Raw genomic sequence first — 13,850 nt, forward strand, 5'->3', positions numbered from 1 at the left:
AAGAGACGTTGAGATACCGAGTGTAGATACGCCGGTGAGCTTCCGAAACAGGGATGTTTCGGCAGAGCCTAAAGGGACTTATTCACGGCGCCTCACAGGCGTATCGGCACATCCCTCGCCGGGCAGGCGTTAGATGGCGATAAAGGTATGACCTTCAGGCACACACCCCAATAACAATGAACCAAAAGAGAAAATGTAACCAGCCTTTATTCGAAGGCTAACAAGTTTTGGGGCAAAAGTGAGTTACGGAACTCCTGCAATGAAGCCACATTGAATAGAAAAAACAGGTGTAGCTGGGTCTGTGACCGTCTGTGACCATCTGTGACCGTCTGTGACCATCTGTGACCATCTGTGACCCTCTGTCACCGTCTGTGACATAGACATCACGGACGAGACTATGGGGATATACTCATGTCGTGTCACTGAAATCACTGCACATACCCACCTGGAGGCAGTAAACAATAATGAAGGTATTATCTTCAAGGACACCAGTAAATACCAAACTAACTAGAGGCTAAAACAGAAAATGTAATCACCCTTGATTCGAAGGCAGCCACTCGGCTAGAGCCAAAATAACAGGTCGTACTGATTTGAGAGTAACTTGACGCTCATGGCTATCGACATAGTGACCACTAACGGCTTAATAATTTTACTGCCTTTTGTCATCACCATGCGCGAACCTAAGGTTGCACCAAGAGCTTGGCCAATCAACATGATGCCGCCAAGTAACCAAAACACTTTACCGCCGAGCGCAAAGAAGATTAGTGAGGCGATATTAGTAGAAAAGTTAAGCACCTTAGCGTGTGCCGTAGCCTTTGCTAAGCCAAATCCTGCTAGGGATACAAATGCCAACGCAAAGAAGCTCCCCGTCCCAGGGCCAAAGAACCCATCATAGAAACCAACCCCTAATGCGGCAGTAAAACCAAAAACCGTTGGCGTAAGTATCTGGTGCTTATCCTCTTCACTAATTTTTTTAGAGAACAAAAAGTAGCCACCAATCAACAGCATCAAAAATGGCAATACGGATTCAAGTACCGAGGCATCAATCAGCTGCACACTGATTGTCCCCAACGCTGAGCCTATAAAAGCGCAAGCGATGGCCAGCTTCATTTGGCCTAACTTAACCATGCCTTTACGCACAAAATAAGCGCTGGCAAAAAAACTACCGCCGCAGGCCTGTAATTTGTTGGTCGCCAGTGCTGCTGTTGGTGGCAGCCCTGCCCACATCAATGCGGGAATGGTTAACAGCCCGCCACCACCAGCGATAGCATCGATACAGCCCGCCACCATAGCCACAACAAACAAAATAGCGATAAGTTCATAGGTTAATTCAAACGACATGTTAGTGATTGGCTTTAACGAAATTAAGAGTGGCGCTATTAAACGTGGTTTACACAGATAAAGCAAAGGAGTTATTGTCTTTGTTATGTGACAATTTCTCACACTAAAACCATGACACTTAAACAGCTTCCACCACTAAATACCCTTAAATATTTTGAATCTGCAGCGCGAAATTTAAGTTTTACCAAAGCTGCAACAGAACTTTATGTCACTCACGGCGCTGTCAGCAAACAGATAAAAGCCCTTGAGTCCTATTTAGGCACGTCGCTATTTGTGCGGCAACATCGGCAGCTGGCATTAACTGAAGCGGGACAGCGTTATCTGCTGCATATCAGCACCGCTTTGCACACGATTGACCAAGCAACAGATGAGATAACCCTGCGTGCCTCTCGGCATCAAGCGTTATCAGTCAACGTGTTACCCAGCCTAACGATTAACTGGCTGATCCCAAGACTCGAAGCCTTTAAACGACGAGCACCACAGCTGTATGTCGACCTGTCTATTGGCGACTTCCAGGTCGATTTTAGTCAGCAGCATTATGATATTGCCATCCGCAGTGCAACGAGCACACCAAAAGGGTGTAATGTGATTAAACTGATGGATGAAGATCTCTGCTTAGTTTGTGCGCCTCAGCTAGCCAGCCAATTAACTCAGCCGTCAGATATTAATAACATGACACTACTCAAGCACACGACACGCCCCGAATTGTGGCCTTATTGGGCAGAAAAAGTCGGCGTAACACTCACCACATCGAAGAAATTTGGTATGGAGCATTTTTACATGCTCAGTCAGGCGGCCGTGAGCGGAATGGGCGTAGCACTCATTCCACGCTTTTTTATTGAACAAGAACTCAATAACGGCAGCTTAGTGATCCCATTTTCAGCGGGTTTTACCAGCCCTTACGCCTACTATGTATTGACACCACAAGCGACGCATCTACCTGAAAAGTCAGCGGCGTTTATTGATTGGATATTAGAGATTCTCAAGCCTTATCGTAGCAGCTCATCAAGATGAATGGGCTAAAGCAAATAAAAGCCAATACCCCTTGCTGGAGCATTGGCGCTATTTAGGCCTAGATAAGTTTGTCGGCGACGTCAAAAGCCTCAAGGTAAGATTGGCCCGCATCGGCATCAAACTCAAAGTTAAGCACCTTCAAACAGGTGTCGAAGGTTTTTTCGCCAAACCATGTTTTATCAAACGCATGCAATGCACTGATAATGCCTGCTTGTCCACCGTCGCCCTGCAGTTTAATGGGTGTCAATGTGGCAATAAAGCTCGCGACTAAACCGTATAAATCTTTTTCAGCATCTCCTTCGGCAGCCCACATCTGTGGATCCGCATACCGACTAGCATAATGGCTAGTTGCGATATCCAGTCCAATGCCAAAGTTCACTAAAATCGCTTTATGTTTGTTGCAGATGATGTTCATTGGACAGATAGCACCATGATAGATCTCCATCTGATGCATATACTGTAGCGCTGATAACAGCTGTGTGAACCACATGACTGGCTGACCTAACTGGATCTCATTTAACTCCTGTAATGACTCGCCATATTCCCAAGCTCTGGCAATAAAGAGTTCATCACTTTGTGGCAGCTGACCAAAGGCCAACACTTTTTCAATATGCGGATGATAGACTTTAGATAGGCTACGGTAGAGATTGCTGAGCAGTAACCAGTCGGTGTCCACTTTGTCATAAATTGATAGACCACACTGATAATGTCCCTGTAGATGGCGAGCGCGCCAGAATTGACTGTGCTCGGTCGCTGCGATAAAGGTTTCTAGGCGGTAGTGATGATCAACAATCGCCCCAGTTTGTATCGCTATGCGCTCTGGCAAGGTGTCACAGACACCATTATCAATTAATGCTGAAATATCACAACGCAATGCATCAAGGTCCGTCGTCGCTCCCGTTGCTGCCAATCGATACCACTGATAAACACGCGGCTGTTTGGTTTGTTCTGCCAAGGTTAAGAAGCTAGCCGCATAAGCCAGAATATCTTCGCTAGTGTTCAGATTATCTTTAATGTCAATAAACTCAACGTCACCCTGATCTGAGATAAACACGCAATTGCTAGTCCACCCACCAACGGTATAGCCACGGCGGTGGATCTGTTGCAATCCCGACACTGAGCGGCGCAATATCTCCAGTAATTGATAAGTGCTGAGGTTTTCATGTTCAAGCACATTTAGCGGCACACCAAGGGGCATACGGATAGGAAGCACTAACTGCTCACCATCTTGTATTAAAGGCGCACAATGTGGAACGCCACTGCAACCCGACAGGGCCTGCAAACGCTTAAATTCGTCCCGCAGTCGCTGCTCAAAATGGCTCGACTCATCGCTGTTTTCAAACTGAGTCGGCACGAGTATTTTAAGCAGCCAAGGTGCAGTCCAGCCTCCGGGATTGTATTCAGACTGCCACACTTCTAGCCCAGACTGAATAAACAGGCATTTTAGCTTGATGAAATCTTGAATCTTACTGTTGCGCTGCTCAACCAATGCCACTTGCCCAATGGTCTTAAGCACCATCTCTTTCTGTTCATCCGTTACCAAATGTTTGTGCGGTGCAGTGAGCCCCCACTCTTTTGTTAACGCCTGGACGATTTGAGTTGGCGTATAGATACTTAACGAGCCTTGCTGCTTTTCAAGCTCAATCTCTTCGCCTTTGCGACCCGTCACAAATACCATGCCTTGGCACCACGGTGCATAAACGCCTACAGGTACCTTATGCTTGACATTACCCGCCAAAACGCGCGCGACATAGTTAGCTTTGGCTAAACTGTTATCAACTTGACGACCGTCTAGCGACCATGCATGTAGACCCGCATCGAGACGACCGATATAACCTTTTACATCGACCACATACACGCCCCACTCACCTATCACTAAGGCATCAACTTCCATGGCCTGGCCCGATTTAGTGGGAATTTCAACATTGGTCAATAAGATGTAATTCTCGGGCAGCTCGTCGGCTAGCATTGAAAATGCCCAACGCTCAGCATCATTAACTGGGGTACCAAAACTTATCTGCTTTGCCATTCTTTTCTCCCTTAGTGGCAATTGCTATACATCTGATAAATGCTGAATTTGAAGTATAAAAAAGCCACTAATACTAGTGGCCTTTTTTATTCAATATCGCATTAGTGTTTACAATCGTCGCTGCACTCGTGCTCATCATCGGCAAATTCGTCATCGCCCTCTTGATGTTGCATTACGCCCCATCCATCTGTGGCACCGCCAAACTCGGCGGCAAAGCTATTGAGCTCAACTTCTTGTTCAACAATGGCGTTGTAGTCAGGCACCATGTTGACACACACGATGAGTTCCCATTTGCCCACATCATCGTTGAGATGCAACTCCATCTCGCCTTCAAGCTCTGATTTGGTTAACTCTTCGGCCGCAGACTCAGCGTCTCGTTGATCATCAAAGACGAGGAAGAAATCAACATCAAGCGCTTTCGTTAAATCAATACCAGCATCGGCCATTGCCGCTAGCATTTTGCCATTGTCATCATCTGGAAATTGCATTGTAAACTCCAATATTTAGAAACTAGTCTGCCGCAACAATGGTCACGCTTTCGTCATTAAAGCTCACCACTTGCCCAGCGATCACTTTTTTACGTTTACGCGTTTCAACTTCACCGTCTACGGTCACCATACCTTCACTGATAACGAATTTCGCTTCGCCACCACCACCAGTCATGGATTGTACTTTTAATACTTTATAGAGCTCAATAAACTCTTCACCTGGCAACAATGCAAGGGTTTGTGATGCTGTAGTCACACTAGTGTACCTTTTCAAAATGAGATCGACGCGATTATAACACTGATACGCTAGAGTGCACGCTCATGGGTTAATAAGCCAAAACAACAATCATCAATCCAGCGGTCATCGATTCTGTAATTGTGACGTAACACCCCTTCAAGCTGAAAACCACATTTTTCTAGCACCCGAACCGATGCTCGATTTTCCGTGGCACACAAACCAATAAACTTATGCACTTGATGAGACAAGCTAGCCCAGTCAACCACTGCCGCTAAGCTCTCAGTCGCATAACCTTGACCTTGACCCGCCTGACTAAGCATATAGCCGACCTCAGCGTGCCCTAAATCGACGTTGCAGGCGTAAAGCCCGGTAAAGCCGATGATGTTACCTGTGTCTATCTCTTCGATAGTGAGGGTTAACCAATCACCAGAGTCAAATAACCACGGCAATAACCGCGCTTCAAACTTATCACTGATAGCCTGGATACTCTCCGGCCGTCTTACAAATTGATTAAGCTCAAGATCTTGGTGGATTGACAAGAAAACCTGCCAATCCGCCCGCTGCAATGATCGGATTTTTAACCTGTCGGTATAGAGTTCAAGCATTGCAGTGTCCAACATTAACCGCGGCTGGTCACTTCAAGTAAGTGATAACCAAACTGAGTTTTTACAGGACCTTGTACTTCATTAAGTGGCGCACTAAATACCACTTCGTCAAATTCACGTACCATCATACCTGGGCCAAAAGAACCTAGGTCACCACCTTGAGCACCAGATGGGCAAGAAGAGTTTGCCTTAGCGACTTCGCCAAAATCTGCACCTTCAAGGATCTGCTGCTTCAATTGTTCACACTGCTCTTCGCTGCTAACTAATAAGTGACGTGCTGTTGCTTGTACCATTTTGCGCTCCTAAACTTCCCGAAAATAGATAAAAATAAAACCCAGCAAGTATAAAACATTTGCTGGGTTTAAAAAGCGTTAAAACAAGGTTTTATCCCTTAAGCTTTCTGCGCTGCGATCCACTGATGGATTTTTCGCTCCATCACCGCCATAGGCAATGAACCAGAGGTTAATATTTGGTCATGGAACCCTTTCAGATCAAACTTATCACCAAGGGCCGCTTCCGCTTCTGCACGCAGTGATAAGATCTTCAACTGGCCCACTTTATACGACAAAGCCTGTCCCGGAATCGCCATATAACGTTCGACTTCAGCAACAATGTCAGATTCTGCCATTGGCGAATTATCTTTCATGTATTGAATCGCTTGTTCACGACTCCACCCTTTGGCATGCAGACCGGTGTCGACCACTAGACGCATGGCACGGAGCATTTCGTCTGACAGTTTACCGAAGTATTGATACGGGTCATTAAATAGGCCCATTTCGATTCCTAGATATTCAGCGTACAGCGCCCAACCCTCTTCAAATGCCGTATATCCACCAAAGCGCTGAAATTCTGGCACGCCAGTAAGCTCTTGCTTGATAGCAATTTGGAAGTGATGACCTGGTGCAGCCTCATGCAGAGACAAGGTGGTCATGCCCCACTTAGGTTGTGCTTTAAGGTTGTAGGTGTTGATATAAAACACCCCAGGACGTGACCCATCAACCGCTGGCGACTCGTAAGACGCGCCTGCAGCAGACTGCTCTCGGAAGCTTTCTACCGGCTTAACCACGTAATCTGCTTTAGGCATCACATTGAAGTATTTAGGTAACTCGGCATTAATCTTATCTTTCAAGGTCATATAACCATCAATAAGCCCCTGACGTTCGTCAAAGAAATACTGCGGCTCTGAAGAAAGTGATGCAAAAAAGGCGCTTAAATCACCTTCGAAGCCGACTTGCTGACGAACCTTGTCCATTTCAGCCAAAATACGTGCAACTTCAGACAAGCCCACCTGATGGATCTCATCCACAGGCATTGTTGTCGTCGTGTGCGAGTTGGCTAAATGCTGATACCACACTTTACCGTTAGGGAGCCCCCACCAACCGTCACTTGCTCGCGCCACGGGTAGATAGGTTTGTTCGAAATATTGCTTTAGTTGAGTCAGTGCTGGTAACAACTGCTCTGCAATCAATTTGCTGTAGGCGTCGGTAACCGCTTGTTTATCTGCATCACTAAAATCATCGGGTAGATTATTGATTGGAGCATAGAACAAGCTTTCCTGCGGCGATGTCACTAATTGTGCCTCAAGTTGAGGAATAATACGTTCAACCAAAACGCGCGGCAGTACAACCTTGCTTGCAATCCCTTCATCCATTCGAATTTGCGCTAGCTTAGTCCACTCAATAAAACCGGTTAAACGCGACAACCAATTATTGTAGTCTTCAACGGTATTGAACGGTTGGGCGCTTTCGCCACTACCGAGCTGAACCATGCTAATGACCGTGCTGTAAAACTGATTCATTGGCATAAAGTGTTCAGGGAAGGTCTCTGAGGTCAGCGCGACGTTTCTGTCATAAGTGAACATGTCATAGCTAAGCTGTAATGCTGCTGGTAGCGCTTGACGGTCAATCGCTTTTACAGCCTTTAGGTAGCGCGTATTTAGATCATGACGCTGCTTTAAATAATCTTCGGTCAGTGAGCCGCCGAACTGATCGTTATAATCGTTGACACCTACAAACGTGGCATAAATAGGTTCTAGCTTAAGGGTATCTTGAAAGTAGCGTTCAACTAGGGCTAGGTAAGCCTGTTCAGCAGTTTGCGTAACACCTGTTTCTACTGATGTTTTCGCGCTAGTTTGCGTTTCCGTGGAGTTTTGTGGTGCTTCACTACAACCCGCTAACGCTAGGCCTGCAGCGACAGATAGCGCGATAAAGGTTTTGTTCATTATTTTATATCCTTCATATTCTGTTCAATTGCTTGTTGTTTTCTATACTTATCAATAGGTGCATGAGAGGAACTAGCCAATGATCTATTCATTTCGTAACTCGGGGTTTAGAGACCCCGAAACTGGCGTCTATAACCAAACCTATTTTATGGAGGTCTTTAATCGCGAATGGCATCGGCATATCAGAGACAACCAGAGTTTAGCCCTATTGTATCTTTGCCCACACATACATGAAACAGTTAAGCAACCTCATTTACTTGAATTGTTTATGAAACAGGTGCAAGAAGCGATACTACGCACAACCGATATGGTTGCAAGACTCAATCAAGATAACTTCGCCCTTGGACTATTTAACATTGACGAAGTCGGCACCCAAACGGTTATCGCTCGCATAGAGCAAAAAATCGAGGAGTTTAATCTTGAGTATCGACGCAAGCATGCCAGCCATATCGACTATGAACTTGCCGCTTGTGTATGCCAACCAGTCAACGAGCTCAATATTGAAAACCTGTTTGAAGATGTAAAGCTACTCAGTAGCGAATTAGAGTTGCTTAAAGATAAGCATGTGCAAGTTCGCAGCCTTACCCTGCAATAACCACTCAAAATTCGGCATAAAAAAAGCCCCTATCAAGGGGCTTTTTTAGCAATTAAATTTAAAGTGCTACGTTATAAATACGTGCCTTTTCTTTAATATATGCTAGGTAGCTATTTGCAGTACGCTTAGTTTTCTCATCCTTGGCAGCTTTCAAGCAAGCGTTATACGCTGCTTTGTATTGCTTGGTACCAAGATAAGCGAGAGCCAACTCAAACTCAACTTCACCTTTACTCACGTCACCAGCAGCAAGCGCTTTCTTAAGCACAGGAATCGCATCCTTATGCTTTTCTTGCAAAGTAAGTAGACGTGCCTGCTTTAAGTAAAGCTTACCGTCATTATTGACTGCAGCTGCTTTACCGTAATAACTCGCCGCTTCCTTTAACTCTTTAGCGTTATGATAGAAACCACCAAGAATAGAGAGCGTTTTCTCGTCTTCTTTGATTAGGCCGCTTTTCATATGCTTTTCATAGATTTTTGCTGCACGATATGACGAACCATTTTGTGCTAATAGCTGAGATAAACGAGTAATGTTACCCGCCGTCTCTAAAAATCCATTCTTATAAGCTAAATCATAAGTTGCTAACGATTTATCATAGCTTTCTGTCATCAAATAGAACTGCGCTAACTGTACCCACAGGCGACCATCTTGTTGGAACAATGGCACCATAGTCTCGAGTACTTTAACGGCATTCTTATAATCTTTCTTATTGAAATAAGCGGTTAGCTTCATCTGGTACAAACCTTTGTCAGGTTTAGTACTAACAGAAAGACCTTTATCGACAACTTGCAGAACTTTATCCCACTCTTTAAGTTCAGAATAAGCAATACCGATACGACGATACACTTGTGCATCTTCTTTACAGGTAAACTTCATCCACTCATAGTAGTAAGGAATTGATTCTTTGAACTTTTTCTCTTGAATCAACAAGTCGGCGTATAAGCGCAAGGTTGCACCGTGATCGGTACCACCAAGAATATCAGCATCTACTGCAGTCTTAAGATACTTAATTGCAGTACCCATCTGATTCTTTTCAGCGTAAAAGTTACCCAACATACGGGCAATGTACGCTTTATCAAATGCATCACGGGGATCAGCTTCAAGCAAAATGGCGATAGCACCGTCAATATTGCCTTCTTGGTATGCTTCAAAAGATTTTTGTACTTTCTTTGCAGAGCTTTGCCCAACCGCTTTTGATTGGCGCTTGTCAATTGGACACTTTTCTGCAGCAGCGTACGCCATTGGCACAGTCACTAGACTACCACCGATAGTAAGCAAAAGAGCTGCTGCAAGAGTATTAACTTTTTGCATCATTATCTGCCTCCATCTAGTTTAAAGTCGAGTTGTACTGTCATGCCTGGTTGTTTAAGGGCTTTACCGTCAACAATCTTTGGCTTGTACTTCCACTTTTTAAGCGCACGTTTCGCTTCTTTATCGAAAACACGCTTTGGTTCTGCTTTGATAACTTGAACGTCTTCAACACCACCAAGTTCGTTAATCGTAAAGCTAAGTTGTACCCAACCTTCTTTACCATCACGAGCTGCAGCAATTGGATACTGAGGCTCAATACGAACGATAGGTGTTGCGTCACCATCACGTGTCATCATGTTACCAAGCTTGAAGCCAGTACTTGCTCCGCCAGCTACCACACCACTCATGTTAAACGACATGTTAGTGTCGATGTCAGATGAGCTATCTGGTGGCGGCGTATCAGGCAAAGGTGGCTGCTCAGGCGGTGTAGGTGGCTTAGGCTTTACCCTAGGCTTGTCCTGCACTTTTGTATCCTGTTTATCCATACTGATCTCAATTACTGGAGAATCAGTTGCAGTGTCGGCGCGCTTGGCGCCGCCACTGACCAAGAAGGCCATGAAAACAAACAGGGCAAAAGTAACAGCACCACCAACTAATAATGATACTATTCCTCTCAGCATATTAGTCTTTCCCCGCTGATACCGAAATCTTATTGATACCTGCTTTCTTCACGTTGTCCATAACCTTAACTACTAGGCCATGTTCAGCTTCTTTATCTGCTTCAATCAATACAGCCGCTTCAGGTGATTCAGCTAACATACGTTCTACGTTTGCCGTTACACGCTCGATGTCAACCTGACGGTTTTCCATCTTAATTACGCCTGTCTTGCTTACACCGATAAAGATGTTTGCAGACTTCTGAGTTGTCGCTTGAGAAGCTTCTGGCTTGTTATAGTCAAGACCAGATGGCTTAATGAACGACGTTGTTACGATAAAGAAGATCAACATGATAAACACGATGTCGAGCATCGGTGTCATATCAATTTGCGCTTCTTCTTCTATACTTGAATGCTTTTTACGTGCCATGTTCAATCTCTCTCTAGTGGTGTGGCAGGCTATCTTTTAGCTTTTCCATACTGATCTTCATCTTTGCGTCTAGGCGAGTACTAAAGAATACTCCCGATAACGCAGCGACCATTCCCGCCATTGTCGGCATGGTTGCCATTGAAATACCAGCTGCCATCATACGAGCGTTACTCGTCCCATGAACTGCCATCACATCGAATACCTGTATCATACCGGTTACGGTACCTAGTAGACCTATCATAGGACAGATTGCTACTAAGGTTTTGATAATCAGCATACGAGCATTCATATCTTGTTTCGCTTGGGATACCCAAGCTTCACGGATACGGTGTGCGTGCCAAGAGGTAGAGTCCTCTCTTTCACTCCATGCAGTGATAATGCCTTGATGCTCTTTTGGCGCAATTAAATTGAGATACCAAAAACGCTCAAGCATTAACACCCACATTAGGAATAGCACTGCCGCAACCAACCAAAGGACGTCGCCTCCGGAGGCCATGAAGCCCCTGACGGAATCCCAGATGTCCATCAGGTATAGCATCATTAGGCGTTCCTCTTCTCAGCGTGCGAAGCTACAATACCAGCACTTTGCTCTTCAAGGATTTGAACAACTGACTTGCTGCGTGCAATAACGATTGCATGCATCAGCATTAACGGTAGTGCAGCAACTAGACCCTGTACAGTCGTCATAAGTGCCATAGAGATACCACCAGCCATTAGCTTAGGATCACCCGTACCGAACAACTGAATGCTTTGGAATGTTGCAATCATACCTGTAACCGTACCCAGAAGACCCATCATAGGTGCGATAGCCGCAAGAACCTTGATAATTGAGATGCGTGTTTCAAGTGCTGGTGTTTCTTTCAGAATGGCTTCGTCAAGTTTCAGCTCTAACGTTTCAACATCTACATCTTTGTTGTCTTGATAGGCTTTTAATACACGGCCAAGTGGGTTGTCACCTGGGTTCTCAATATCTTTGCGCTGTGCGTTAACTTTAGCACCAACAACATATAGCGTGATAAGACGCTCGATAGAGATAAGTGCACCAAGAGCGAGTAGTGCGATAATGATGTAACCGATGGTTCCACCCGCTTCAATACGCTCTTCGATTGTAGCTTTTTGAGTGAATACGTTTAGTAGTACACCACGCGCAGGGTCAACAAACAGCTTATGAATACCTGACGTTTGGCCTTCGAAAGCCTTAACGCTAGATACTTGCTCGCCGCCAGGCTGCTGTGAAAGCTGCTGAATCAGGCCTAAATCTGCGTTGTATACAACGTATTGACCATCAGCAAGCAGGTTGTAAGCACCAACACGAGTTACTTTAGTGTTGTTTACGTTACCGTCGATACCCGTTACTGAAGCATCGAAAGTTACAACTTTACCAGACTCAGCCATTTCAAATAGCTGCTCTTCCCAGAACTTTTCTAGCTCTTCGATCTTTGGTAGCTCTTTACGAGCACCAAGTTCAGCGATAAACGCGTCACGACCAGGGAACTGAGCACTAACGTTTGAAGACACTAGCTTGCCAGCGAAATCACCCGCTTCACCTTTAACAACACCGAACATCTCACCCAAGTCACCTTGTGCAATTTTACGGTCTTCTTCTAACTGAGCAATTTTACGCTCGTTGTCAGCGAAAGCTTGTGAAAGGTCTTTGCCACGCTGTTCTTCAGCAGCAAGAGCAGATTTTTCACGCTTAAGTAGTGCTGCTTTGTCGCCACGTTCCGCTTGGAACTCAGCTTCACGCTTCTTGTTTACTTTAGCAGCGTTAGCACGGTCAGTTTGTACTTGCTTAAGTAGCTGATCGATGTTTTTAGGTGCGTCAGCCGCACTAACCATACCAGCTGTTAATGATAAACTTGCAGCAACGATTGCTGTAGAGATTAACTTTTTCATTATTGTGCAGCCTCCGCAGCAGGGATTGGTAACGCGAACATATCTGGAGCACCTTGGCCACGAGCTTGGCGAATTGCTTTAGTAATGTTACGTAGGTAGCTATCTTCTAGCTTGTCCCATGCTTTAGTCTCTGGATTAAACATCCATGCAGACTTTTGGTCTAGGCTTTGTGCGTAGAAGCCAACGCGACCGAAGTTGATGAAGTCAACAAGGATCTCTTTGCTATCTAATTGCAGCTTACCCGTTTCAACATTCAACTTAGAGCCATATTCACGCTCGATGTTATATGCATCTAAGATAAGACGGTATTTTTCAGCCAAAGTTACGTTAGCGGTATCTAGGGTTTCACGTAGACGTTTAACACGCGCTTCACGAGCATCTAGATTAAATGGTAGATCAAGTGCAATGAATTGCTCCAGTGCATCAACCATCTTGAACATAAGTGGCACAACGCCTTGACGAAGCTTGTCAACGCCGTTGATGTCATCTTGAATAAGTTTCATTGTTGCTTCTTGGTCTGCGACCAAACCAGCAACGTAATCATTGTATGACTTAGTTGACTCACGCGTGTCAGCAACTTGACCATATTCAAACGCCATATCTTGCGCTTGGTCGTAATACTTATCGACTTTCTTTTGAGATGCTGCTGCATCTGTGTGAATCTTAGTATCCGCTTTCTGTACTTCTGAAAGTGGATCTGCAACCACTAAGTTACTGCCTGCTAAGGCCAGCGCGCCTACGAGCGCTGTAGCGATTTTAGTTCTATTGCTTACCTTGGACATAGTTCCCAACCAATTTGAAGTGAAAAATAAAAGGTTTAACTTAATAGCAACACCGGGTTTCTGCTTATCTTGCAAGAATTCCTCAGCTATAAGTGTGCATTTCTCTTGTGATTGTTAGTTATTATCTTCCCTTTTCCACACCCCTCAGGGTGTAGACCCGCTGGCATCATTTCACAAAATGTTGACCTGTGTCAACATTTGGGGAGCGCTAAAACTAGTAGAAAAAGCGATTAGGAGTCGAAAATCGTATAAGAGGTGCTTTTTCAGACAAGTTGGTAATTACTTCACAACGAACCTTGTTATCAA

Annotated in this window: 15 protein-coding genes; 2 read left to right on the forward strand and 13 right to left on the reverse strand. The window is 45.0% G+C overall.

Annotated features, from left to right (window positions below; translation table 11 throughout):
• Positions 1–561: 561 nt before the first annotated feature.
• On the reverse strand, positions 562–1,341 hold the full coding sequence (locus BEL05_RS06350; RefSeq protein ID WP_028765549.1) for a TSUP family transporter: 780 nt from the start codon (positions 1,339–1,341) through the stop codon (positions 562–564).
• A 111-nt stretch (positions 1,342–1,452) separates the two neighbouring features.
• Here BEL05_RS06350 and gcvA point away from each other — a divergent pair, with 111 nt between their 5' ends.
• The gene (gene gcvA, locus BEL05_RS06355) at positions 1,453–2,355 is read left to right on the forward strand and encodes a transcriptional regulator GcvA (protein ID WP_069670676.1); all 903 of its coding nucleotides are present in this window, start codon (positions 1,453–1,455) and stop codon (positions 2,353–2,355) included.
• A gap of 58 nt (positions 2,356–2,413) precedes the next feature.
• Here gcvA and BEL05_RS06360 read toward each other — a convergent pair whose 3' ends face one another.
• From BEL05_RS06360 to BEL05_RS06385, 6 genes are all read right to left on the reverse strand, one after another.
• A complete protein-coding gene (locus BEL05_RS06360) occupies positions 2,414–4,384 on the reverse strand; it encodes an NERD domain-containing protein kinase family protein (protein ID WP_069670643.1) in 1,971 nt (656 codons plus the stop codon).
• 101 nt (positions 4,385–4,485) lie between these two features.
• On the reverse strand, positions 4,486–4,872 hold the full coding sequence (locus BEL05_RS06365; protein WP_028765547.1) for a ribonuclease E inhibitor RraB: 387 nt from the start codon (positions 4,870–4,872) through the stop codon (positions 4,486–4,488).
• 22 nt (positions 4,873–4,894) lie between these two features.
• Positions 4,895–5,128, reverse strand: a complete 234-nt coding sequence (locus tag BEL05_RS06370; protein WP_028765546.1) for an RNA-binding S4 domain-containing protein — start codon at positions 5,126–5,128, stop codon at positions 4,895–4,897.
• 50 nt (positions 5,129–5,178) lie between these two features.
• Entirely contained in the window at positions 5,179–5,715 is a 537-nt protein-coding gene (locus BEL05_RS06375) for a GNAT family N-acetyltransferase (protein ID WP_069670644.1), read from the reverse strand.
• A 14-nt stretch (positions 5,716–5,729) separates the two neighbouring features.
• Positions 5,730–6,008 (reverse strand): peptidylprolyl isomerase, encoded by a 279-nt coding sequence (locus tag BEL05_RS06380; protein WP_028765544.1) that lies wholly within the window; start codon positions 6,006–6,008, stop codon positions 5,730–5,732.
• A 98-nt stretch (positions 6,009–6,106) separates the two neighbouring features.
• On the reverse strand, positions 6,107–7,936 hold the full coding sequence (locus BEL05_RS06385) for a DUF885 domain-containing protein (protein ID WP_069670645.1): 1,830 nt from the start codon (positions 7,934–7,936) through the stop codon (positions 6,107–6,109).
• Positions 7,937–8,015: 79 nt separating this feature from the next.
• On the opposite strand from BEL05_RS06385, the gene BEL05_RS06390 reads away from it, so the two are divergent.
• Positions 8,016–8,531 carry a GGDEF domain-containing protein gene (locus tag BEL05_RS06390; RefSeq protein ID WP_028765542.1) on the forward strand — a complete coding sequence of 172 codons (516 nt, stop codon included), beginning with the start codon at positions 8,016–8,018 and terminating at the stop codon, positions 8,529–8,531.
• 58 nt (positions 8,532–8,589) lie between these two features.
• Here BEL05_RS06390 and BEL05_RS06395 read toward each other — a convergent pair whose 3' ends face one another.
• Genes BEL05_RS06395 through BEL05_RS06420 form a run of 6 tightly spaced genes read right to left on the reverse strand, consistent with a single transcriptional unit; the run spans position 8,590 to position 13,544 of the window.
• A complete protein-coding gene (locus tag BEL05_RS06395; protein WP_069670677.1) occupies positions 8,590–9,840 on the reverse strand; it encodes a tetratricopeptide repeat protein in 1,251 nt (416 codons plus the stop codon).
• 2 nt (positions 9,841–9,842) lie between these two features.
• Positions 9,843–10,460 carry an energy transducer TonB gene (locus BEL05_RS06400; RefSeq protein WP_069670646.1) on the reverse strand — a complete coding sequence of 206 codons (618 nt, stop codon included), beginning with the start codon at positions 10,458–10,460 and terminating at the stop codon, positions 9,843–9,845.
• A 1-nt stretch (position 10,461) separates the two neighbouring features.
• Positions 10,462–10,866 carry an ExbD/TolR family protein gene (locus BEL05_RS06405; RefSeq protein WP_028765539.1) on the reverse strand — a complete coding sequence of 135 codons (405 nt, stop codon included), beginning with the start codon at positions 10,864–10,866 and terminating at the stop codon, positions 10,462–10,464.
• 13 nt (positions 10,867–10,879) lie between these two features.
• Positions 10,880–11,407 carry a MotA/TolQ/ExbB proton channel family protein gene (locus BEL05_RS06410; RefSeq protein WP_081730758.1) on the reverse strand — a complete coding sequence of 176 codons (528 nt, stop codon included), beginning with the start codon at positions 11,405–11,407 and terminating at the stop codon, positions 10,880–10,882.
• Positions 11,407–12,762 (reverse strand): MotA/TolQ/ExbB proton channel family protein, encoded by a 1,356-nt coding sequence (locus BEL05_RS06415; protein WP_028765537.1) that lies wholly within the window; start codon positions 12,760–12,762, stop codon positions 11,407–11,409. Before BEL05_RS06415 ends, BEL05_RS06410 begins: the two co-directional genes overlap by 1 nt.
• Entirely contained in the window at positions 12,762–13,544 is a 783-nt protein-coding gene (locus tag BEL05_RS06420; RefSeq protein WP_028765536.1) for a DUF3450 domain-containing protein, read from the reverse strand. The genes BEL05_RS06415 and BEL05_RS06420 overlap by 1 nt, the downstream gene beginning before the upstream one ends.
• Positions 13,545–13,850 lie beyond the last annotated feature (306 nt).

Origin of the sequence: Shewanella colwelliana (assembly GCF_001735525.1) — a bacterium.
In the GTDB taxonomy this organism is placed as follows: domain Bacteria; phylum Pseudomonadota; class Gammaproteobacteria; order Enterobacterales; family Shewanellaceae; genus Shewanella; species Shewanella colwelliana.

What these genes read in the sequence shown, in the direction of transcription:
- BEL05_RS06350 (WP_028765549.1), bottom strand. Translation starts at nt 1,341, where the DNA reads ATGTCGTTTGAATTAACCTATGAACTTATCGCTATTTTGTTTGTTGTG.
- gcvA (WP_069670676.1), top strand. Translation starts at nt 1,453, where the DNA reads ATGACACTTAAACAGCTTCCACCACTAAATACCCTTAAATATTTTGAA.
- BEL05_RS06360 (WP_069670643.1), bottom strand. Translation starts at nt 4,384, where the DNA reads ATGGCAAAGCAGATAAGTTTTGGTACCCCAGTTAATGATGCTGAGCGT.
- BEL05_RS06365 (WP_028765547.1), bottom strand. Translation starts at nt 4,872, where the DNA reads ATGCAATTTCCAGATGATGACAATGGCAAAATGCTAGCGGCAATGGCC.
- BEL05_RS06375 (WP_069670644.1), bottom strand. Translation starts at nt 5,715, where the DNA reads ATGCTTGAACTCTATACCGACAGGTTAAAAATCCGATCATTGCAGCGG.
- BEL05_RS06380 (WP_028765544.1), bottom strand. Translation starts at nt 6,008, where the DNA reads ATGGTACAAGCAACAGCACGTCACTTATTAGTTAGCAGCGAAGAGCAG.
- BEL05_RS06385 (WP_069670645.1), bottom strand. Translation starts at nt 7,936, where the DNA reads ATGAACAAAACCTTTATCGCGCTATCTGTCGCTGCAGGCCTAGCGTTA.
- BEL05_RS06390 (WP_028765542.1), top strand. Translation starts at nt 8,016, where the DNA reads ATGATCTATTCATTTCGTAACTCGGGGTTTAGAGACCCCGAAACTGGC.
- BEL05_RS06395 (WP_069670677.1), bottom strand. Translation starts at nt 9,840, where the DNA reads ATGCAAAAAGTTAATACTCTTGCAGCAGCTCTTTTGCTTACTATCGGT.
- BEL05_RS06400 (WP_069670646.1), bottom strand. Translation starts at nt 10,460, where the DNA reads ATGCTGAGAGGAATAGTATCATTATTAGTTGGTGGTGCTGTTACTTTT.
- BEL05_RS06405 (WP_028765539.1), bottom strand. Translation starts at nt 10,866, where the DNA reads ATGGCACGTAAAAAGCATTCAAGTATAGAAGAAGAAGCGCAAATTGAT.
- BEL05_RS06410 (WP_081730758.1), bottom strand. Translation starts at nt 11,407, where the DNA reads ATGATGCTATACCTGATGGACATCTGGGATTCCGTCAGGGGCTTCATG.
- BEL05_RS06415 (WP_028765537.1), bottom strand. Translation starts at nt 12,762, where the DNA reads ATGAAAAAGTTAATCTCTACAGCAATCGTTGCTGCAAGTTTATCATTA.
- BEL05_RS06420 (WP_028765536.1), bottom strand. Translation starts at nt 13,544, where the DNA reads ATGTCCAAGGTAAGCAATAGAACTAAAATCGCTACAGCGCTCGTAGGC.